Source organism: Deinococcus deserti VCD115, from assembly GCF_000020685.1.
In the GTDB taxonomy this organism is placed as follows: Bacteria; Deinococcota; Deinococci; order Deinococcales; family Deinococcaceae; genus Deinococcus; species Deinococcus deserti.
Genome location: NC_012529.1, coordinates 68,778 through 89,062, shown reverse-complemented (window position 1 = coordinate 89,062; position 20,285 = coordinate 68,778). Strand labels below are relative to the sequence as shown.

At 63.6% G+C, this 20,285-nt stretch carries 15 protein-coding genes, 1 pseudogene and 1 riboswitch; of the genes and pseudogenes, 7 read left to right on the top strand and 9 right to left on the bottom strand.

The window, feature by feature from the left end:
- Together DEIDE_RS15115 and DEIDE_RS15110 are read right to left on the bottom strand one after the other, a co-directional pair.
- Nucleotides 1-771 (bottom strand): FimB/Mfa2 family fimbrial subunit, encoded by a 771-nt coding sequence (locus DEIDE_RS15115; protein ID WP_012695199.1) that lies wholly within the window; start codon nucleotides 769-771, stop codon nucleotides 1-3.
- 62 nt (nucleotides 772-833) lie between these two features.
- The gene (locus tag DEIDE_RS15110; RefSeq protein WP_162485693.1) at nucleotides 834-1,328 is read right to left on the bottom strand and encodes a hypothetical protein; all 495 of its coding nucleotides are present in this window, start codon (nucleotides 1,326-1,328) and stop codon (nucleotides 834-836) included.
- Between the two features lie 45 nt (nucleotides 1,329-1,373).
- Nucleotides 1,374-1,456: riboswitch (cyclic di-GMP riboswitch) on the bottom strand.
- A 390-nt stretch (nucleotides 1,457-1,846) separates the two neighbouring features.
- Between DEIDE_RS15110 and DEIDE_RS15105 the strand changes: the two genes are divergently transcribed.
- Nucleotides 1,847-2,344, top strand: a complete 498-nt coding sequence (locus DEIDE_RS15105; RefSeq protein ID WP_012695197.1) for a ferritin-like domain-containing protein — start codon at nucleotides 1,847-1,849, stop codon at nucleotides 2,342-2,344.
- Nucleotides 2,345-2,468: 124 nt separating this feature from the next.
- Nucleotides 2,469-3,452: an acetamidase/formamidase family protein gene (locus tag DEIDE_RS15100; RefSeq protein WP_012695196.1), complete on the top strand. Its 984-nt coding sequence runs from the start codon at nucleotides 2,469-2,471 to the stop codon at nucleotides 3,450-3,452.
- A 97-nt stretch (nucleotides 3,453-3,549) separates the two neighbouring features.
- Here DEIDE_RS15100 and DEIDE_RS15095 read toward each other — a convergent pair whose 3' ends face one another.
- The 3 genes from DEIDE_RS15095 to DEIDE_RS15085 all read right to left on the bottom strand — a co-directional run bounded on the left by DEIDE_RS15095 (nucleotide 3,550) and on the right by DEIDE_RS15085 (nucleotide 8,813).
- Nucleotides 3,550-4,785: a sugar efflux transporter gene (locus DEIDE_RS15095; RefSeq protein WP_012695195.1), complete on the bottom strand. Its 1,236-nt coding sequence runs from the start codon at nucleotides 4,783-4,785 to the stop codon at nucleotides 3,550-3,552.
- 323 nt (nucleotides 4,786-5,108) lie between these two features.
- The gene (locus DEIDE_RS18215; RefSeq protein WP_049760556.1) at nucleotides 5,109-7,628 is read right to left on the bottom strand and encodes a PAS domain-containing sensor histidine kinase; all 2,520 of its coding nucleotides are present in this window, start codon (nucleotides 7,626-7,628) and stop codon (nucleotides 5,109-5,111) included.
- 726 nt (nucleotides 7,629-8,354) lie between these two features.
- On the bottom strand, nucleotides 8,355-8,813 hold the full coding sequence (locus tag DEIDE_RS15085; protein WP_012695193.1) for a hypothetical protein: 459 nt from the start codon (nucleotides 8,811-8,813) through the stop codon (nucleotides 8,355-8,357).
- A 99-nt stretch (nucleotides 8,814-8,912) separates the two neighbouring features.
- Here DEIDE_RS15085 and DEIDE_RS15080 point away from each other — a divergent pair, with 99 nt between their 5' ends.
- Both DEIDE_RS15080 and DEIDE_RS15075 read left to right on the top strand, forming a co-directional pair.
- The gene (locus tag DEIDE_RS15080) at nucleotides 8,913-9,590 is read left to right on the top strand and encodes a response regulator transcription factor (RefSeq protein ID WP_012695192.1); all 678 of its coding nucleotides are present in this window, start codon (nucleotides 8,913-8,915) and stop codon (nucleotides 9,588-9,590) included.
- A gap of 3 nt (nucleotides 9,591-9,593) precedes the next feature.
- A complete protein-coding gene (locus DEIDE_RS15075) occupies nucleotides 9,594-11,048 on the top strand; it encodes a sensor histidine kinase (RefSeq protein ID WP_012695191.1) in 1,455 nt (484 codons plus the stop codon).
- A 136-nt stretch (nucleotides 11,049-11,184) separates the two neighbouring features.
- Here the strand turns inward: DEIDE_RS15075 and DEIDE_RS15070 are convergent, their stop codons facing one another.
- Together DEIDE_RS15070 and DEIDE_RS15065 are read right to left on the bottom strand one after the other, a co-directional pair.
- Nucleotides 11,185-12,726 carry a bifunctional metallophosphatase/5'-nucleotidase gene (locus DEIDE_RS15070; protein WP_162485715.1) on the bottom strand — a complete coding sequence of 514 codons (1,542 nt, stop codon included), beginning with the start codon at nucleotides 12,724-12,726 and terminating at the stop codon, nucleotides 11,185-11,187.
- A gap of 50 nt (nucleotides 12,727-12,776) precedes the next feature.
- Nucleotides 12,777-13,787, bottom strand: a complete 1,011-nt coding sequence (locus tag DEIDE_RS15065) for a serine hydrolase domain-containing protein (RefSeq protein WP_041227867.1) — start codon at nucleotides 13,785-13,787, stop codon at nucleotides 12,777-12,779.
- Nucleotides 13,788-13,865: 78 nt separating this feature from the next.
- Here DEIDE_RS15065 and DEIDE_RS15060 point away from each other — a divergent pair, with 78 nt between their 5' ends.
- Both DEIDE_RS15060 and DEIDE_RS15055 read left to right on the top strand, forming a co-directional pair.
- Nucleotides 13,866-15,566, top strand: coding sequence for a PhoX family protein (locus DEIDE_RS15060; protein ID WP_162485692.1), 1,701 nt, complete (start codon nucleotides 13,866-13,868; stop codon nucleotides 15,564-15,566).
- Nucleotides 15,563-15,859: a hypothetical protein gene (locus DEIDE_RS15055; protein ID WP_041227866.1), complete on the top strand. Its 297-nt coding sequence runs from the start codon at nucleotides 15,563-15,565 to the stop codon at nucleotides 15,857-15,859. The genes DEIDE_RS15060 and DEIDE_RS15055 overlap by 4 nt, the downstream gene beginning before the upstream one ends.
- A gap of 482 nt (nucleotides 15,860-16,341) precedes the next feature.
- Here DEIDE_RS15055 and DEIDE_RS15050 read toward each other — a convergent pair whose 3' ends face one another.
- Entirely contained in the window at nucleotides 16,342-17,733 is a 1,392-nt protein-coding gene (locus DEIDE_RS15050) for a diguanylate cyclase domain-containing protein (RefSeq protein WP_012695186.1), read from the bottom strand.
- Between the two features lie 675 nt (nucleotides 17,734-18,408).
- Nucleotides 18,409-19,236, bottom strand: a complete 828-nt coding sequence (locus DEIDE_RS15045; protein ID WP_012695185.1) for a hypothetical protein — start codon at nucleotides 19,234-19,236, stop codon at nucleotides 18,409-18,411.
- Nucleotides 19,237-19,382: 146 nt separating this feature from the next.
- Here DEIDE_RS15045 and DEIDE_RS15040 point away from each other — a divergent pair.
- Nucleotides 19,383-20,216: pseudogene (locus DEIDE_RS15040) on the top strand (IS982 family transposase).
- Nucleotides 20,217-20,285 lie beyond the last annotated feature (69 nt).

The window sequence follows — 20,285 nt, the reverse complement described above, 5'->3', positions numbered from 1 at the left end:
TTATTTCACCTCAATCTGGTACCGGGCCCCAAAAGCATGTTCCTGAGCCTCGTCATCGGCGACGACCACCAGGGTGTATTTGCCGTTGGGCAGATCCAGCGCGAATGTATCTCGCAGTGAGGTACCGGGGTACAGGCGGCGGTTGCGACTGGTGACGGTCGCAGCGAGCTTGCCACTCGCATCGAACGCTTCCAGGGTGACCTTCCGGATGATCCAGCGTTCCCCTTCTCCGTGGGTATCCACGCTGAAGTTAAATTTGCCTTCTGGATTCCGCAGCAGTTGCGGGTTGCTGAAGCGCACCCGCGGCTCTCCGCGTGGCAGATCAGTCACGACCTGCACCATGTAGCCGATCCGGTTGCGGACGCCAAGGGTGGTGCTGGTGACAGGAGGCAATTCTGGTGTGACATGAATAGCACTCCAGAAGGTGCCACTGACGTTCATTGGTGCAGTAAGGGTGTAATTCACCACCAGCTTCGACTTAGCCGGAAGGGTTACGACCTGCTTGTCGAGCATGATCCACTTCGCGTTTGACCGCTCTAAAGTGCCAGCAGGGTCGAAGCTATTAGTGCCATCCGCCTGAAAGCGGTAATCGGAGAGAGAAATAGTGGCCTGTTCTGGAGTGTCATCCGGATTGGAGAGCGTGAGTGTACCTTTGTAAACCCCACCCGGAGCAAGTTGAACATGATGGGTGAGCGCACCGTCCACAGTTACGCCCGCGTGTGCAGTGGCGCTTAGTACGAGCGTCGCAAAGGCCGGCAGTATTTTCTTCATGATGGACACCATTTGAAGATGACGCGCCCGACCAAACGTTCGGGCGCGTCATGCTGCCGAGCTTACTCGTCAGCGAGGACGTATGTAACGGTGATGACCTTGCCGTCAAAGCCTTTGCTGGCGGTGAAGCTGTAATTGAGTGCTGCGTCTGCCTGCGTAATGAAGCGCGGGATAGCAGTAACAAGGTTTGCCGCTGTGGTGACGCCGACATTGACAGCGCCAGCAGTGGTGCCGTTACCGGTCGCTGGTGTGAACGAGACAGTACCAGTCACGCCATCGGGGAGGGCTGCGCTGCTGGCAACCGTGACTTTACGAGTGGTGACATTTGTAGTTCCAGCGGTCGTATCGTTGTGTGTGCTGTAGCTCAACTTAGCGGTGCTGTTAGGCACTGCGGTATTCAACGCGGTGATGCTGATGGAAACATCGCCAGTCACCGCGATGGTATCGACGATGTCATTGCTCAGGGTGACAGTGTGACTTACGCCAGCAGCAGCAGCGGAAGCAGTGGTAATGGCGCTGAGCGCCAGGGCAGCAAAAGCAAATTTGATAAAACGCATGATGACCTCAGAGAGTCCGAAACTCATTGGATAGTGCCTTGAAGGCAGACGAAAAGCCGGTCGCACCACTAGCTCCCCCTGTCCCAGGTGCCCGAATACAGAACAGGGCTCTTCGCGCTCCCCATCAGAGTTTTCTCTGAACGAAGTGAATGAATTCTAGAGACACACTCTCACTCGCCTCTTACAGCTCAGCCCACTGCATCTCATGAATGCCAAGAAGCGAAAGAGGCGCATCCAGCGAGTATTCTGCGCTAATGGGTATTCAGTGGAGATCCGCGTAACGCAGGTTGTCGAACGGCTGTTTTTTCATTTCCTAACAGAGCAAGGCATGGAGCCACTGCTTCCAAAGCGGCCATTGGCACTCACGTTCCCGCACTGCTAAAGATCCTCGCTTGGCGCCTGACTCGTCTGGGTAACACCTAAAGCTCAGCCGAATGCCAGCCCTTTATCTTCTTGGGCTGGCTGCCAGAAACGGCAGACAGTCTGTCAGCACAATGCCGGGCAGAGGTGAGTTGAAAATGCCAATGCAGATGCAAGACCTGAAAGACCTTTACGTCCTCAAGCTCCAGGAAATCTACAGTGCCGAACAGCAGGGCCTCGAAGCCATGCGCCTGGCCGCGCAGACCGCCGCGACACCCGAACTGCAGCAGGGCTTGACGATGCACATCGATCAGACCCAGCAGCAGATTCAGCGTCTGGAGCAGCTGTTTCAGAAGTTGGGCGCCCAGCCTAGCGGGCAAACCAACCTCGCGATGCAGGGTCTGATTCAGGAAGCCCAGAGGCTGATGCGTCAGGATGCCTCGCCGGAAGTGCTGGAAGCAGGCCTGATCGCCTGCCAGCAGGCCATGGAGCACCACGAGATCGCGTGCTACGGCACGGCCCGGACCTATGCCCAGCTGCTGGGCGAGGACGAGGCCGCGCAGGTGCTCGAGCAGACTCTGGGTGAGGAAAAGCGCACCGACGACCTTCTGACGCAGATTGCCGGGCAGATCAACGTCGCAGCCATGAACGCCTGAGTGGATTCAATCAGCGCATGGGGAGGGCCCATGAGGGGCTCTCCCCTCTTTACGATCCAGGGGCCGGGACTGGAGTGGCATCCCGCCAGGGCCATGAACGGCTCGCTGGGCCGTACCCTGAGGTATGCGTGACCATGTCCTCGGCGCTTCCCACATTCACACCACCTGGAACCGGGATCATTCCCCCGCACTGACCGTTCAGCCTGGAGACCAGGTCACCTTCGATACCATGGACGCCTCCGGGGGCGCAGTGGCCCGCCGGGTCGCCTCGGGTGAGCTGGCCGCGCCAGACGGACTGCGTGCCTTGATCGAGCAGGACGCCTACCCTGTGCTTGCGGGGCCGCGCGGCCATCCTCTGACTGGTCCGGTGTACGTCGAGGGGGTAGAGCCGGGAGACACCCTGGTGATTGACATCCTGGAGGTCCGGACCTCCGCCTGGGGCTGGACCGGCTGCAGGCCCGACGGCATTGGCCTGCTGGACGCGGCGCTGGCCGAGGAGGGCCTGCAGCCCTACACGCACTTCTGGGATCTGCGGGAGGGCACCCATGCGCAGTTCGGGCCCGGCGTGCGGGTGCCGCTGACGCCCTTCCCTGGCGTTGTGGGCGTGGCACTTGCCGAGCCCGGCGATCACGCCACTTCCCCGCCCCGGCACGTGGGGGGCAACATGGATATCCGCCAATTGGTGGCGGGCAGCACGCTGTACCTGCCGGTCGAGGTTCCCGGCGCACTGCTGTCGGTGGGCGACCTGCACGCCGCCCAGGGCGACGGTGAACTGTCGGGCACTGGGATCGAGATGGCTGGGCAGCTCACCGTTCGGCTGGGTGTCGAGCGCAGCGCAGGTCTGACCACACCAGAATTCATCACGCCGACGTCCGGCGGGGCGAGCGGACGCTGGCAGGCCACCAGCGGGCACCATCCCGACCTGATGACCGCCGCCCGCATTGCCCTGCGCGCACTGCTGCGCCGTATCCAGGCCCGCGGGTTTACGCTCGAGGAAGCCTACGTGCTGGCCAGCGTCTGCGTCGACCTGAAGATCAGTCAGGTGGTGGACGCGCCGAACTACACCGTCAGTGCGTTCCTGCCGCTGGACATTTTTGTGGACCAGTGAGTCTGCAGCCAGAGTCAGGCTTCGCGGTCAGGAGACAGGGCGAGGCTGACAGAACCTGAAAGGAACCTGTCTGGCCCGAATCCGGCATGGGTCAGGATCAGTCGGACGCGCCCGCCTGCGTGGTGGTCAAGGCAGGGGCGTTCGTCTTCCGGGTCACGGCATACAGCAGGACAAACGCGGCGCCGGTCAATGCCGCGCACAGGACGAAGACCGCCTGATAGCCGAAGGCCTGCGCGAACGCCCCGGACACCACGCCGGCCAGCACCGCACCGATGCTGTTCGTGTTGGCGTAGAGCGTCAGGGCCGTGCTCGTGCGGTGCGGCATCAGCTCCTGGAAGTAGGCCATTCCCAGCGTGGTCATCACCGCGATCACGGCCGCGCGAATCAATTGCGCCACCGCCAGAAGCCACACGGCCGGCGCGACCGCCATCATCACGAAGTAGGCCACGAACAGGCCGAGGCTCAGGGTAATCAGCCGTTCATTAGAAAAGCGGCCCGAAAAAAGCGCGAAGCTGAGGATAAACGGCACCTCCAGAAAGGCGCACAGGCCGATCAGCCAGCCCACAGTGCTGCTGGGTTCTCCCATCGCCCCGGTCACGTGCAGCGGCAGGGCGATAAAGCCCATGGTGTTGGACATGCCGAACAGCACGAAGCTCAGCGCGACCAGCGTCAGGGACCGCTGGGGTCCCGCTGGCTGCACGGGGGCGTCTGGCACCGGGGCGGCGGGGGTGCGGCTGACCGGCCTGGAGCGGGACAGCGCCAGTGGAACGCCCACCAGCAGGTAACACACCGCGGTCGCCAGGAACAGGCCTGTAAAGCCTGCGGTGCCCAGGATCACAGCGGCTGCGGCCGGCCCCAGCATCCAGGCAATCGAGAACATCGACCGCAAGGTGATCATGCTGCGGTCGGCCAGATCATCGCCTGCCAGAGCAAAGTGCGTTTTGGCGAATGCGAACAGCTGCGGAAACGCCGCAGCACCGGTGCCGAGAAACAGGCTGGCGATCAGAACCAGCGGCACATAGCTGCGGGTGGTGCACAGCAGCACGTACCCGATCGCTGCACTGAGGATCGCCGCGATCATGACCGGCTTGTTCCTGGCCCCCCGATCGGACCAGCGCGCCAGCACGGTACTGATCAGCACGCCGCTGAGAGACATCATGGTCATGAAGATCCCCAGCAGCAGGGGGGACATTCCGGCTTCGTTGCGGGCAAACAGAGGCATGTAAGGCACAGCAAACGAGGCCGCCGTGCCCAGCAGCAGCGCAGAGACGGAGAACTGAGGAAAACCGGGCACATGGCGCAAGGAGGACAGCGCTTGGAACGAGAGAGACACGGGAAGGCTCCTGGCAGGTGGAAGAGGCAATGGACGGACCCCGGTGTCTCCACCAGAATCCACAAACGCGGCAAAAGGAAGCGGTGTGCCCTTGTTACGCAGAGCCCACCGAAGATGCCGTCTACCTTATTACGTTTCCGGCTCCAAAAACAATCTCTTTCATGAAACGGGAGTCAATAATGTAAATCGGCAATGCTGACAGTCTGGGAAGCCCAATGTCATGACGTGGTATCTATACCCTATGAAATGTGACTAAAATCAATATTCGATAGTAGCTTCACCAGTGTGATGCACCGCATCAGGATGATCAGGGCGTGCTTCGTTTAACTTTCCGGCAGCTCGGGTAAAGGACCGAACTCCTGCAGGGCTTTCGGCAGGCACACGCTGAAGACTGCCCCCTCCCCGATGCGGCTTTTTGCCGCCACCGTGCCTCCATGACGGGTCACGATCCGGCGCACATTCGCCAGTCCCACTCCTGTGCCCTCGAACTCGTCGTGGTGGTGCAGGCGTTGAAAGACCCCGAACAGCTTGCTGATAAACCGCTCGTCGAAGCCCACGCCATTGTCCTGCACGTGAATCGTGACACTGGTCGGGTGGTGCTCGGCCCAGACGTGCACCCGGGGAGAAGGCTGGGTGCGCGAATACTTGACGGCGTTGTTCAGCAGGTTGCCCAGCACCTGGCTCAGCAGCTGCCAGTCGCCCGGAACGTGCCCCAGCGGATCAAGCTGCCACTCGACAGCCTGCGCCGCCGGTTCGCCGCGCAGCTCATCGACCGCCAGACGAAGCAGTTCATCCAGATTCACGTCCTCGATCAACAGATCCTGGCGAGACGTGCGTGACAGGTCCAGCATCGCGTCGATCAGCACCGTCATCCGGTCGGTGGCCTGCACGATCATGTCCAGGTACTGCCCGGTCTTGTCGACATTGCCCGCCTGCAGCGCACGTACAGCCAGCTCTGAAAAGCTCCGGGCATGCCGCACCGGCGTGCGCAGGTCGTGCGACACCGAGTAGGAAAAGGCCTCAAGCTCCTCGTTGGCGTCCATCAGGGCCTGACGCTGGGTCTCGAGGACCCGGGCCTGCTCAGCGCGCTCGATGGCCAGGCCCAGCTGGTGCCCAGCAGCTTCCAGCACGGCCCGGTCCGTCCGCGACCACTGCCGGGGCCGGAAGGTGCCATAGGCAAAAATCCCATACGGGCGCCCATAGACCATCACCGGAATGGTCGCGGTCGATGCCAGGACCTCGGTGCCCGGAACCCAGCCGTCACCGGCTGGATCGTAGCGGTCCTGATAGTAGGGTTGCCCGGTCACCCAGGGACGGTTGAGGTTGGTGATCTGCCCGAACGGCAGCCCCCCGACCAGCAGCGTGTCGAGCTCCGGATTTCCGGTAGCTGGACTGTCGGTGTTGCCGGTCTGGGCCCGGATATACCACCGGTCGTCTTCGACCTCGAAATACTGAGCGAAACCCTCGCCGATCAGTTCGGCCACGATGGCCTGGGCCCGGCGCACCAGCACATACTGGTCGGTTTCGAAGGCCAGGTCGCGCGCCAGCTGGGCAAAGCTCTCCAGCGCCCGGGTGCGCGCCCGCGCGGCGTCCGAGTGCTCCTGCAGGCGCTGCTCATGCATGACCCGCTCCGCCGCCAGCCCCATGCTGCGGCCCAGGGCCAGCAGAATCGCATGCTCGTCCGGGGTCCACGCGTCGTGCGGGGAGGCCAGCACCAGCAGCGCCTCCATCTGCCCTCCACGCAAATACGGGTAGACCGCCAGGGCGTGGTACTCCGAGAGCAGGCCCTCTTTGTCTCTGAGGGGCTGCCAGTGGTCGTAGAAGACCATCTCCTCCCCCTCGCGGGTCCTCTCCAGCACGTCCTGAGACACCCGGAAGCCACCGGCAAAACGTTCGCGGGTTCGTTCCGGCACCCCACTGCTGTACGCCGTGACGTGGGCCAGCTGGCCCTCCACCCGGGCGTACAGCAGGTCTCCATGCCCCAGCATCTTCGCGAGCACCAGTTCGGCCGCGCACAGCAGCGTGGGGATATCTCCAGTGACCCCCACCTGCGTGGTGAAATCCACAAAGGTCCGCAGGGCATACAGGTGGTTTTCAAGCTCACGGCTCTGGCTGGAAACCTGTTGCTCGAGCTCGGCCGCGCGCGCCTGATCCCTGCGGCGCTCGGTGTGATGGTCGGTAATGTCCTGCACGTAGGCAATGACCTGAGGTTTCGCTCCCTCATGTGAGGCGATCAGCGTCACCAGCACCTGCCGGACTTCTCCGGTGCGGGTGAGCATGGTCTTCTCGTAGCCAGGGGTGAGGCCCTCGGCGAACGCCACTTCGAACATTTGACGGTCTTTCTCCCATTCGGCTTCAGGAGTCAGTGCCTGCCAGTCCACCAGCCCCGCTTCGAACTCGGAGCGGCTATACCCCAGCAGGCGCAGGTAGGCGTCGTTGACCATCAGCAGCGTGCCGTCCATTGTTCCCACAGCAACGCCGATGGGGCTGGCCTCGACCATATGGCGGAAACGCAGCTCATGTTCGCGTTCCGACGCCTCCTCGGCCAGCCGGCGCATGGCGGCGCCCGCCAGGTCCGTCAGTACTTCAGCAAAGGCACGGACCTCCGGAGCCAGTTCCGGCGCGCCGACTGGAGCGTGGAGACTGACCGCCGCCTCCGCGGACTGAAACGCCAGCGTCGTCGGGGCATCTGCCGGTGCACCCTCATCTCCGAACTGTACCCGGTACCCCGGGAGCGTCTGCGCTACCGTCTGTTCGGTCACGCGCCGTACAACCTCCGGCAGCCGTGCACCAGCCAGCTCCCTGGCAGCCGCGTGCAGGTGCAGAAGCAGAGTGGCAGGCATCTTGATCCAGCGTAACGCACCGGTCAGCGACTCAGTTCAGGGTCGTCTTATCGGGTTCCTGCTGCCACCGTCGGAAAAGAAGAAGCCTCCCGTAATGTCATGCGGTTCCTGGGAAAAAATGACGAAAAGCACGGTCTGGCACGGAACCGGTGAGGAGCACCGGCTTCATCATGACGATGTGTCTCGGCAAAGTGTGCGGCGCCGTGCGAAACCGGTACTCATGGGTGCAGGTATGCCGGGGTATCCAGAACCAAAAGCTCAGGCACGACACACTCGGAACTGTTTTTTGAGCGGAATCAAAAGCTGCAGTCCAGGCTATAGAGACCCGCACCAGGCCGGTGGCAGATTTTTCTGTCCAGCGCATGTGCACCTGTGGCCAGCAGACGTGGCGTCAGGTGACCTTGTAGAGCTCTATCTGAGGCTGTCTCCCGATTCCAGCGTCATAGGTGTTCAATCCGTGAGGACGGTGACGGCTTGGGGCACGCAGCTATGCGGTTGTTCCTGGTCAGCGGTTCTATGAGGGAAGGCATCTCGCAAGGCAACCAGAAGCACCCAGTAACTTTGGGCCCAGGTGTACCGTTCTGTCGAAGAACAGCCCCTCCATCAGCACGAGTCCTGAGGAAGAAAGACCACAGAAATCCTGGACTACTCCGGTCAGGGCGCTGTAACAGGCGTTCCTGCGGTCAGGCGCGTTCCACCAGGGATGTCACCCGGCGCGGTGCTGGCTCAGGCTGCCTGTTTCGTGGACGCCGACCGCCGGCCGAGCAGCAGACTGCGCAGTTGCTGGGTCCGGGTCTTGCGGCAGTACAGCTGCCCCTGCCACCAGTACGTATCCCGGGTACGCACACGAACGCTGCGCCGCTCTCCTCCGGGCAGGCTCAAGACCATCAGGTAGGCGCTGATCCGGCCACATTCGGAATCGATCTCAAGATCCTGCACCTGGCCCAGCGGCTCACCCCACTCGGCGCGCAGGACCAGCGCCGGTGCCGCAGACGCCTCCTGTTGGGATGGGGCAGCCATTGCGTCACCACGAGGCTGAAGCAGGTAGGCCGCAGCATGCTGATATTCCCGTACCAGCAGCACCTGAGCCTGGCCCCCCAGCGTGACACTGACGCGCCGGAGGTCGACGCCACCGAAGGAGGCGACCTGGGCCGAACACACCTTGACCTGGGTTGTCGGGGACATGAATGCACAGTACCCAGGGAACCTGTCGCGCTGCTGGAGCAGACCTGAGGCCCAGCTGAGGGCGGCCTATACGCGTCCCGGCGGGCCTAGAATAGAAGTATGAGCCCCAGAATCCTCGTGATCGACGACGACGCTGGCGTGCGCAGCCTGCTGCAGCGCGGCCTGTCCTACGAGGGCTTTCTGGTCGAGACGGCGGCCGACGGCGAGACAGGACTCGCGGCCGTCCGGGACCGCCCGCCGGATCTCGTGATTCTGGACGTGATGCTGCCGGGCCTCGATGGCCTGGAGGTCCTCAGCCGGCTGCGGCGGGTCGACGCCAACCTGCCGGTCGTGATGCTCACCGCCCGCGACCGGCCCGACGAGCAGGTGCGGGGCCTGGAACGTGGAGCCGACGATTACGTCACCAAGCCGTTCAGTTTCGACGTGCTGGCGGCGCGGGTGCGGGCGCAGCTGCGCCGGCGCGAGACCGACGCCCCGGCCGTGCTGCGCTTCGGAAACCTCACCCTGGACCCGGCAGGCCACAGCGTCAGCCGTGACGGGCGGGAAATCACCCTGACAGCCCAGGAGTTCCGGCTGCTTCAGGCGTTCATGGAGCAGCCCGAACGGGTGCAGTCCAAATCGGTGCTGCTCGACCGGGCCTGGGGCCTGGGGTACCTGGGGGATCCCAATGTGGTCGAGACCTACGTCAAGCAGCTGCGTCAGAAGCTGGAAGGCGACGGCCAGACCCGGCTGATTCACACCATTCGCGGGGTCGGGTACGTCCTGCGCCAGGGGTAGGCCGTGACACTGCGGCTGCGGCTGAGCCTGTGGTACGGCACGCTGTGTGCCCTGACCCTGATGGCGGTGGGGCTGGTCGGCTACACCACCTCAGTGACCGAGCAGTTTCTGGCGCTCGACCGCATTCTGGTGGTCAGTGCCCAGCTGGTGGAGTCCGGCATGCGCACTTACGGCCGGTCCTACGCGTTTGAAACCGACACCAGCGTGCCGACCAAGGGCGGTACGGTCATGGTGCTGCGCAGCTACGCCCCCACAGGTGAACTGATGTACCGCTCACCCAGTGACCCCGGGCTGCCCGAGAGCCGGCCCCAGCGCCCGCTCTCTGCCCCGGCGCCGCCCGCATACCTCGACCTGCTGCCCCTGCCGCTCACGAGCGCCCACGTCCCGCCCAGTCCCAACGGCGCTTTCGGCACCATGATGGTCGATGGCCAGCGCTGGCGACGCTACGTGGTGCGCGTGGACTCCCCCCGCAACATCACCATCGGCTATGTGGAGGCGCTGACACCGCTGGGCCGGCTGGATCAGGGCGCACGTGCGCTCGCCCGGCTGCTGATCCAGCTGGTGGTGCTCTCGGTGCTGGCCGTGCTGCTCATCGGCTGGTGGGTCGCCGGTTCGGCGCTGCGCCCGGTGGACCGCCTGACCCGGGCGGCGCGCGCCATCGCCCAGAGCCGTGACCTCGGACGCCGGGTCAAGACTGGCGGCACCCGCGATGAGCTGGGCCGGCTGGCCATCACGTTCAACGGCATGCTCGACAGCCTGGAAACCGCCTGGAAATCCCAGCAGCGCTTCGTCGGAGACGCTTCCCATGAGCTGCGCGCGCCGCTGACGGTGATGCGCGGCAACCTGGAGCTGCTGCGCCGTCACCCGCACCTGGACCCCGCCGAGCGCGAGGAGATGCTGGGCGACATTGAACGGGAAACGTCGCGCCTGAGCCGCCTGGTCGAGGACCTGCTGCTGCTGGCCCGCAGCGACGCCGGCGTGCAGCTGGCCTGCCGCCCGGTCTCTCTACGGGCGGCAGCACTGGAAGCCCTGCGGGACGCGCGCCTGCTGGCCCCAGGACTGAATCTGGACCTGCGCGCGGAGGACCGGCCCTACATGGTGTCGGGTGACCATGACCGACTGAAACAGCTGCTCCTGATCCTGCTGGACAATGCCTCCAAGTACACCCCCGAAGGCAGCACCGTCACGGTCTGTCTTGGCGAGGAGGGCAACGATGTCCTGCTGACGGTCAAGGACCAGGGCAGCGGCATTCCGCCCGAGGCACAGGCCCACATTTTCGAGCGCTTCTACCGCGCTGACCCGGCCCGGCAGCGTGAGCCCGGCGGCGCGGGGTTGGGCCTGTCCATCGCCCAGTGGATCGCGGCCCAGCTGCGCGGCAGCCTGGAGGTTCAGAGCACCGGCCCCGACGGCACCACCTTCTGCCTGAGGTTGCCGGCAGCGGATCTTCCTGAGGAGTAGGCGGCTGGGTGGCGTGAGCCTGCAGGCGGCTCGTCCCTGACCCGCATACTCCTGACGCCAGATCCCCAGGGCCGAACCAACGAACCGCGCCGCCCTTTCGGGTGCGGCGCGGTCACTGGCCTGAGTTCAATCCGTCTTACTTGGGCTCGTTCAGGATCACGATCCGGCCTTCGTTCCGGGCGTCAGCCGGGCTGTTGGCCTTCAGGTAATTGACCAGCACGTCCACGTCCAGGGTGCCGGTGTCCAGGCGCCGGGCACCCGCGAACATAGTAAAGCCGTCTCCACCGCCCGCGGTGAAGTTATTCATGGCCACCTTGTACACCTGCGTGTCCGAGAGCGGCTGTCCGTTGAGGGTCACGCTGGTCACCCGGCTGCCGGCAGGCCGCGCCAGGTCGAATGTGTAGCTCATGCCCTTGGACACGTGCAGGAACTGGCCCTTGTTCTCGCTCCAGGTGGCCACGCCGTGCTCCAGGGCGGCGCGGATCTGTGCCCCGGTCAGGTCGAGCACACTGATGGTGTTGCCGAAAGGCTGCACCGTGATGGCTTCCTCGAAGGTGATGGGACCTTTGTCGATGCTGGCGCGCACGCCTCCCCCGTTCTGGAACCCGATCACGGCCCCGGCCTTGCGGGTGGCTTCCAGCGCGGCGTCGGCCAGCAGGTTGCCCATGGTGCTCTCGCGCTTGCGCACGACCTCGCGGGCGCCGTTCAGGCCGGTGGTGGTCTGGCCCACGACCTGCTGGCGCAGGTTGGCGATCGGCACACTGAGGGTCTGGATCATTTTGCGGGCTGTGGGGTCTTCGGCAATATCGGACGTCACCGGCACGGGGTTGCCTTCCCAACTGTCGACTGCACCGCCGTCATTGAAGTTGACCTTGATGCGTCCCAGGACCTTGCCCCATTCCCAGGCCGCGACAATCAGGGTGCGGTTGCCGTCCGGGTTGGGCACCACGGTCGGATAGGGGCCTTCAGACTTGGGGAAGTCCTTGTTGTTGAAGGTGCCCAGCAGGGTGTGTGAGTGCCCGCCGACAATCACGTCAATGCCCGGCACGGTGGCGGCCACCTGCTGCTCGAGGGTGTAGCCCAGGTGCGACACCAGGAAAATCTTGTTGATGCCCTGGGCCTTAAGCGCCTCGGCGCTGTTCCGCAGGCTGGTCATCAGCTCGAGCATCTTGACGTTGGGGCCGGGGCTGCTGATCAGCGGCAGGTCAGGGGTCACGGCCCCGATCACGCCGACCTTCTGACCACCCACGGTCAGCACGGCGTAGGGCTTGATCAGGTCCTTGAGCAATGGTTCAGTGCTCACGTCGATGTTGCTGGCCAACAGCGGGAAGGTCGCTTTCTGGGCAAACCGGGCCAGCGCCGCCGGACCATCGTCGAACTCGTGGTTGCCGACGGCCATGGCCTGATAGCCCATGTAGTTCATAAACAGCACATCGGCCAGGCCCTTGTAGACGTTGTAGAACAGGGTTCCCTGGAAGGTGTCGCCGCCGGAGAGCACCAGGGGGTTGGGGTCAGCCGAAGTGAACTGCTTGAGCAGCGTGGCCTGACGGGAATAGCCGCCGTACATGTTCTCGCCGACCTTGACCGGGTCGAGATGGCCGTGAAGGTCGTCGGTGTGCAGAACGGTAACGGTCAATGGAGCGGCAGAGGCGCTGCCCAGGGCCAGCGCCGCGAGCATGCTCAGGAAAAGGTTGTGTTTCACTGTGCAAGTGTACCCAGTGGCCCGCGTCAATAGGATGAGGTCAGGCCTCCCAGCAGGGTATTTCCGACCATGCGGCGCAGCGCCTGGATGTCCGTTCCCGCGTGCCGGCTGGGATGCACCCGGTTGGTGAGCAGCACCCAGGCCAGCCGGTGCTCGGGGTCCACCCACAGACCCGTGCCGGTAAACCCTGTATGACCGAAGGCCCCGGGCGAGGTCAGGCTGCCTCCGCTCCAGCCGGGCTGGGCCTGGACGAATACCAGAGTGCGGCCTGGGGCGTGGGACCGTATGGCGGCGGCCTGAGCCGCCGGGCTCAGCCAGGTTCCACGCAGCAGGGCTTCTGCCTGCGCCAGCACTCCACCAAGAGTGCCGAACAGCCCGGCGTGTCCAGCGACGCCGCCATGCGCCGCAGCGTTCTCGTCATGGGTTTCGCCGCGCAGGACGCGCTCGCGCCACGCACAGCGTTCGGTGGCCACGCTGCGCTCAGGGACCGGCGTGAAGGTCAGGCCATCCGGAAGGCCGAAGTCGCGCAGAGGCTGTTCGTACACGCGCTCCAGGACCCGGCCCAGCAGCAGGTAGCCCAGGTCCGAATACCGGACCTCGCCGGGTTCGTCGATCTGCCAGGATTCCTGCAGCAGCCGGGCGCGGATGGTTCCGGTGTCGCCCCAGGTATACATCGGGGCCCAGGCCGGGAGGCCCGCGGTGTGGGTCATCAGCTGCCGCAGCGTGCGGGTGTTGAGCGCACTGCCCTGCATCCAGGCAAGATCCGGCAGGTGTGACTGCAGCGGGTCATCCAGGTCCAGCCGCCCCTCGCCGGTGGCGCGCAATACCTGTCGGGCCGTGAACAGCGGCTTGGTCAGACTGGCCAGATCCCACCACATCTCCTGATCCAGCCTGACCGGCTCGGGAACTGTCTGGGCGTGTCCGAGAACCAGCGTGTCTCGCCGTCCCTCGGAGTCGACCACGCCCAGGGCGGCCCCAGGCAGGCCCTGAGCGACAGCATGGGTCAGCACTTCGGCAGTGCGCTGCGGAATCTGCATGTGCCCACCGTAGCTCACCGGCAAGCCGGGCTGGCGGCCCTGACGCTGGGCTGACGACAGGTCAGGAGCATGCAGGCCATGACGGAACAACCGGTCGAAACAAGTATCTGGCACCGCCTGCTGTCCAAGCAGATCACCCGCCGCAGCGCCCTGGGCACTGTTGCCGGCGCCGCCGCTGCAGTCAGCCTGCCGGTGGCGTTCAGCGACGCGCAGGCGTCTGCCAACAATGGCGCGCCGGTGACGACGGATCCTCAGAAGGTGCAGCCCAGAGCCTTCCCGCCCTTCACGCCGATCGATCCCACGGGCGCCGATGCCTTGACGCTGCCACGCGGCTACCGCTATCAGGTCCTGGCCCCCTGGGGAGAGACCTTCACGCCAGACGGCCGGACCATCGGCTTTAACCATGATTACGTGGGGTATTTCCCCATCGACATGCTTCAGGGCGGAAAGAGCAGCACCGAAGCCCTGCTGACCATCAACCACGAGTACGCCAACCCCATGTTTGTGGGTGGAGACACCAAAGCACGCACCCCGAAGCAGATCCAGGCCGAGATGCAGGACGTCGGTGTTAGCGTGGTCCGGGTGCGCCGGGAAGGCCGCGAGTGGAAGATGGTCATGGACCCGCGCAACCGCCGTATCGATGCATTCACTCCCATCGAACTGACGGGACCGGTACGCGGCTCGGCCGTCGTGAAGGGAGCCACGATGGTGAAAGGCAGCGTGGGCAACTGCTCGGGCGGACAGACGCCCTGGGGCACCCTGCTGACCTGCGAGGAGAACGTTGACGGCTATCAGAAGTCCTGGGAGGGCAGCGGCTACGAGGCCATCCATCAGGGCTGGGTCACAGAAATCGATCCGTTCGACCCGGCCTGGACCCCCAAGAAGCGCACCGGCATGGGCCGTTTCCGCCACGAGAACGCGGCCGTTACCCTGGCCCGTGACGGCCGCGTGGTTGCCTACATGGGCGACGATATGCAGGATTCATGCATCTATAAATTCGTCAGCCGCAACCGGTACAACCCGGCCGACCGGAACGCCAGCCGTGAGCTGCTGGCGGACGGCGACCTGTATGTGGCCAACTTCGGCAACGGCAGCTGGGTGCTGCTCGACTATGCCCGCAACTCGAAGCTGAGAGAGGCCAAAGCAGGCGACAAGCCCCTGTTCACCTCGCAGGCCGAGGTGCTGGCCGACGCCCGGGCTGCGGCGCTGGCAGTGGGTGGCACTCCGGTCGACCGCCCGGAAGACATTGAAGTCCATCCCCGCACCGGCGACATTTATGCCGCCCTGACCAACAACAGCCGCCACGGCAACTTCTTCGGCCAGATCATCCGCTGGAGCGAAAAGGAAGGTGACCCGGCAGCCACCAGTTTCCTGTGGGAGGTCTTCGCCTACGGTGGGCCACAGAGCGGCTTTGCCAGCCCCGACAACCTGGTGTTTGACCCTTACGGCAACCTCTGGATGGTCACCGACAACAGCGACCTCGGAACCAATCCGATCAAGGCCTTTCACGGCAACAACGCCATGTTCTTTTTTCCCACCGAGGGGCCTAATGCCGGCAAGGCCTACCGCTTCGCCGTCGGGCCGGTGGACGCTGAGCTGACTGGCCCGGTGTTCAGCCCGGACGGCAGGACGCTGTTTCTGGCAGTGCAGCACCCGGGCGAGGACAGCGAGAGCCTGGACAAGCTCACCAGCACCTTTGCCGCCAGGGAAGGGACCCGTATTCCTCGCCCCACGCTGGTGGCTATTGAGGGCTTCCCCGGCTGGAGGGGCCAGGCATGAGTGTCGTGGTCTCCAGGGCTCCCTGGATCGTGGGACGCACGGTACGGCTGGAGCACGCTGCGGAGGACTTTCTGAACGAGGTCACCCGCCAGCAACCCTGGCACCGGGCCCGCTTTGAAGCCCTGCTGGAGGACCTGGACGATTTTCTGGGCGGCGCCGCACCGCTGAGCGCACTGACGGACGAACGTTCTGCGGCCTGGCAGGGCGGGCTGGATGCCGAGGACCGCGAGACGGCGTCACTCATGCTTCGCGAGTTCACGGCCTACCTGCTGGACTGGCACTGGGTGAGCTGAAGGTAGCCTGACCGTGCTGCTGCTCGGCGGGCTCGGCAACGCTTCGGCCAGCAGGAGCGCGGTGATCTTCGGATCCGGGGAGAAGATCATCAAGGTCGCCGACCTGCCCACCACGCGGCTGTGCAAACCCAGGACGGCAGCTACATCGACGCCGGGTACAGGTACAGTGACTTCAACGTCTGCTTCGTTCAGGTCTGGGCCTGCGACGGGCGCTGGACCGGCTGCGCGGGCAGCCCTGACAGTTACGCCGACCTCAGGAAGGCCCAGCTTGACGCGTACGCCGCCGCTGCCGGAGTGGAATCTCTACGGATCAAAGATCTTCCTCGCAGTGCTGACGTTCCTTGGCCTCCGGGGATTGATCACCTTACCGATGGATCCCGCCTGAAAACCGGAAGCACCACGGAAGTGCTCAACATGTACGGTCTGGTCAGACACATGAAGGCGCAGCATGGGCAGCGGGCGCTTGCCGCTGCCTCCTCGACTCACGAACGTTTGGCTTGCTGGATCCGGTGGGCATCCTTCTGGCGGTACATCCGCTCGTCACTCAGGCGCAGCAGGTCACCTGGCGTCTGGGCTTCCGCAGGGTACGAGGCAATGCCCGCACTCACGTCCGCCTGCGGAAAGCCCGCCTCCCGCAGGGCGTCGACGGCCCTGCGCACCCGGCGCAGAACCGCCCCGGACCCGGCTGCGCCCGTGTGATTCAAGATGGCCGCAAACTCGTCGCCCCCCACGCGGTAGAGCTGGTCCTCGCGCCTGAGCCCTTCACGCATCGTCTGCGCAAATGCCCGCAGAAAGTCATCTCCCCTGGCGTGGCCTTCGTGGTCATTGACCGCCTTGAGACCGTCCAGATCAAACGACACCACGCTGACCTCGACGCCATGCCTCGACGCGCTGTTCAGAGCCACATCGAACGCCTGATCAAACGCCCGGCGGTTTCCCAGCCCGGTGAGTACATCCGTCGACGCAGCGGTGGCCAGCAATTCCAGGTTTTCCCTTCGCTCCAGGGCCACGCCAATGCTCCGGGCTCCGGCTTCCAGCATCCGGCGCTCGTCGACGGTCCAGTGCTCCCTGCCCAGACGCAGGGAGGACAGCACATATACCTTGCCGTTCACTTCCACAGGGAGATGCGCCAGACTCCTGACTCCGGCCTTCTTGTACAGCGGCAGGACCAGCGGGCTGGCCGCAGCGTGCTCAACGTACAGCGGCTGGTGCTCATCAACCGCCTGCCAGATAAAGGCCGGGGAGCGGGGAACGCCCCGCTGCCGGTACTCCAGAAAATCGGTGCCCACCTCGCCGTGAAGGCGCAGCAGAAAAGCATGATCGTCCCGCACCTGCCACAGCAGCAGGGCGTCGACCCCCACCGCGCTGCCCAGCAGGGCGCAGGCCTCGCGCATCACATCCTCAACCCGGTTGGACCGCTCGAGGGTTACCGAAAGTGTGAACAGCGTCTCGGCTTCCTGACGCGCCTGGTGCACCTCCCGCAGCAGGCGAGAGCGCTCCAGGGCGTAACGCAACGCGCGTTCGAGCACCACCGCACTCAGTCCGCTTTTCACGAGGTAGTCGGCCGCGCCCAGACGCATGCCGGCTATATCGACCCCATGGTTGTCGACCCCTGAGAGCAGAATGGCTGGGGCAGAACACCCGGAGGCCCTGAGCAGGTCCAGCACATCGAGCCCGCTCTTGGCTCCCAGGCGGTAGTCGATCAGGTACACGTCGTGCATCTGAGCCCGGAAGTGCGTCTCCGCCTCGTGCGCGCTGCTGACCCAGTCCACCCGGCACGACCAGGTTTCAATCTCCAGCAGTAACTCCTCCGTCAGAAAGGCGTCGCTCTCGTCGTCATCCACGATCAGGACACGCAACTCTTCGGGAATCATACAAGACCGTCCTGATGCAACCTGCCACTGAATGCGGCCAGGGCGCCAGAGCAGTCACGCCTCCGCCATTGAACCCCCGGGCCGCACGCCAGACCCTGGGCAAGGGTCACGGCATGCAGGCGCAGGGCAAGGAACATTCATTCAGAATACGGCCCTGACCCTGACATCACTCTTAAAAACGGCGGTTGTCTGGAGCGCACCTCTCATACCGATAAAGGGAGCACCTTGGCGCTCCCTTTGTGCGTTCGTCAGCATTCCATTACAGGTCGTGGCCGGAGAGTGCAGACCTGCGGCACGGGGGAACTCCTGTTCAGGCCGAACCGTAAGGGGGTGGATGCCTACACTTTTCCCTCAGTCACACCACACCGCCAGGGCGTTCATCCCGGGCATCGTGGCCGTACTTGTTGCTGGGTTGGTCTTTGGATTCCAGGCCCAGGATGCAGCACAATTCAAGACTCAGGGGCCTGCCGTCGGACCTTGACCCCGCTCAGGGACGGCTCCAATGCCCATCGCCTGCGTTCGTTATCCTTGAGCTGCTCCGTTGCCACTGAAGCCTCGTATGACGTGCACACTGACGACAGGTCACGTCAAGCCCTGACATATGCGCCATTTACACCCAGCAACTCCAACAGGTGATCAAGCCACCGAATCTGTCCGAGAACCCCTGCGCGCCTGTCAGTCGACTTCCGGTGCAAGTGACTTCAGCGCCTCAATCAGCGAATCCACGAAGTTCTGCCGGGTTTCCTCGTCCAGCAGGTCCAGGGACAGGAAAGGGTTCAGGTCCTCGTGCTCTACCAGCAGCAGGCGACCCTCTGTTGTCCGGCAGGCATCCACACGCTGAATACCGCGCTTCATGGCATTCCATTCGATAAACATGCTGGAGAACTCCAGGTCTTCCGGTGACGGCAGATACCGCTCAAGGGCCCAGCGCCGCTCATTGTCCGGGGCGTACAGCGCGTACTGAAACACGTCATTGAGATAGTAAAACGACACCTCGTACTCAAACTCGACCCACGGCTGAATCAGGGTTCCCTCCGGCATACCCTGGAGGGCTGACAGCTCATGCCGGGTCATGACGCTGATTCCGTGCGAATCCGCGCCGTTCCTGGGCTTGGTGAGGTACCGGTCACTGTCCGGCAGGAGATCCAGATCTTCCAGACGGTCCACAGTGGGAATAACGGGATAGTTCTGCCTCGTAAGATCCACGAGGTACTGCTTGCCCCTCATGTCGCCCTGACCGTCCAGAGAGTTGAAGACAAAGCTGTTTTTTGCGGCCATCCTTGCTCTGAACAGTTCATAGTCACGTGCGTACCCTGCAACTGGACCGGCATTCCGGAAAAGAATCACGTCGGCGCTGTCCTCAAATGCCTCGCTGTGTTTTGGATGACACAGGGCGACCTGAAAGAACTTCTGGAGTTCTCCCATCAGGTACAGGTCTTCAGCGGCGTAGGTCCGGCTGTTCGCCTGGTAATGCAGATCGGTCAGGAGAAGCAGCTTTCTCACGTGTGGTCCTGGCGCCGTATGGAGTGATGCGGGAACGCGTTCATCTGGCGATGACTATAAGGGACGGGGAAAGGAGCGAGTCTTTCCATTATTTACCGGAAACAGGGGTTGACCTATAGGGCAAAAAATGCGAAAGGGACAGTGTTATTGCCCGTCTCGATCTCACTTTACTGCCGCTCTCCACCGCTGTCACCATACTCAGTCGCTAGATCGCGCCTCACGTTCGACCGAAACTGCTTCATTCACACAAGAAGGTCTCCGACGCAGAACTGCTGGCGGTGGCCCTGCTTCAGAAGCTGCACAAGATGCCGTATTTCAGCCGCTGGTGGCGCTTTCTCAAACTCAACCACTTTCCACACTATCTGTCCGAGCCCCAGGCCCGCATCCGCCTCGCCCGATTGACCCCTGTCAACGAGCAGCCGGCCACTGCAGTTCAGGAACTGGACTTCGTTGCCGTCGATTCGCAGCCCCTTCCTGTGTCTACATTCAAGCACTTCCCCCGGTGCAAATTCCGTGGTGCCCGCTATGGGTTCAGCACTGCTGGACCGGTCTACGGTTTCAAGCTGCATGCCTGGTGCACCCTGAACGGTAAGATCGCGAAGTACGAGATTCGTCCGGCAAACCAGCACGATTTCACCGTGCTGTGCGAGATGAATCGAGATTGGCCCTCTTATGGAGGACCAAAGCAGATTGGCGATAAGGGCTATCAGTCCGGAACCTGCCTGACCCCACCGAAGGTGAATGCCAGAAGGGTTGATTCGCGCTGGAAAGAGGAGTACGGTGCCGCAAGAAAGTGTATCGAGTCCGCCTTCTCTGTCCTCGTGGGGGCGGGACTGCGCTGGGGACAGGTCAAGACGTTCCTAAGCCTCCGGCTGAAGGTCGCGTTGGGCGTCCTCGCATACAACCTGAAGTTCATTGCCCTCACAAGTCATCCGGACATTTGGAAAGTGGAGCGTTGCGTCTGTCCGCACATTGCATAGGTATCAACACGGTTCGTCATGTCCCGCAGGCCTGGAGTTTTTCACTGCCTCGATCGGCCTACACTTATA

Bases quoted from the DNA above. Each gene is read 5' to 3' on its own strand.
- DEIDE_RS15110 (WP_162485693.1), bottom strand. From the start codon at position 1,328: ATGCGTTTTATCAAATTTGCTTTTGCTGCCCTGGCGCTCAGCGCCATT.
- DEIDE_RS15055 (WP_041227866.1), top strand. From the start codon at position 15,563: ATGAGTGTCGTGGTCTCCAGGGCTCCCTGGATCGTGGGACGCACGGTA.
- DEIDE_RS18215 (WP_049760556.1), bottom strand. From the start codon at position 7,628: ATGCCTGCCACTCTGCTTCTGCACCTGCACGCGGCTGCCAGGGAGCTG.
- DEIDE_RS15115 (WP_012695199.1), bottom strand. From the start codon at position 771: ATGAAGAAAATACTGCCGGCCTTTGCGACGCTCGTACTAAGCGCCACT.
- DEIDE_RS15070 (WP_162485715.1), bottom strand. From the start codon at position 12,726: ATGCTCGCGGCGCTGGCCCTGGGCAGCGCCTCTGCCGCTCCATTGACC.
- DEIDE_RS15105 (WP_012695197.1), top strand. From the start codon at position 1,847: ATGCCAATGCAGATGCAAGACCTGAAAGACCTTTACGTCCTCAAGCTC.
- DEIDE_RS15085 (WP_012695193.1), bottom strand. From the start codon at position 8,813: ATGTCCCCGACAACCCAGGTCAAGGTGTGTTCGGCCCAGGTCGCCTCC.
- DEIDE_RS15100 (WP_012695196.1), top strand. From the start codon at position 2,469: ATGCGTGACCATGTCCTCGGCGCTTCCCACATTCACACCACCTGGAAC.
- DEIDE_RS15065 (WP_041227867.1), bottom strand. From the start codon at position 13,787: ATGCAGATTCCGCAGCGCACTGCCGAAGTGCTGACCCATGCTGTCGCT.
- DEIDE_RS15060 (WP_162485692.1), top strand. From the start codon at position 13,866: ATGACGGAACAACCGGTCGAAACAAGTATCTGGCACCGCCTGCTGTCC.
- DEIDE_RS15080 (WP_012695192.1), top strand. From the start codon at position 8,913: ATGAGCCCCAGAATCCTCGTGATCGACGACGACGCTGGCGTGCGCAGC.
- DEIDE_RS15050 (WP_012695186.1), bottom strand. From the start codon at position 17,733: ATGATTCCCGAAGAGTTGCGTGTCCTGATCGTGGATGACGACGAGAGC.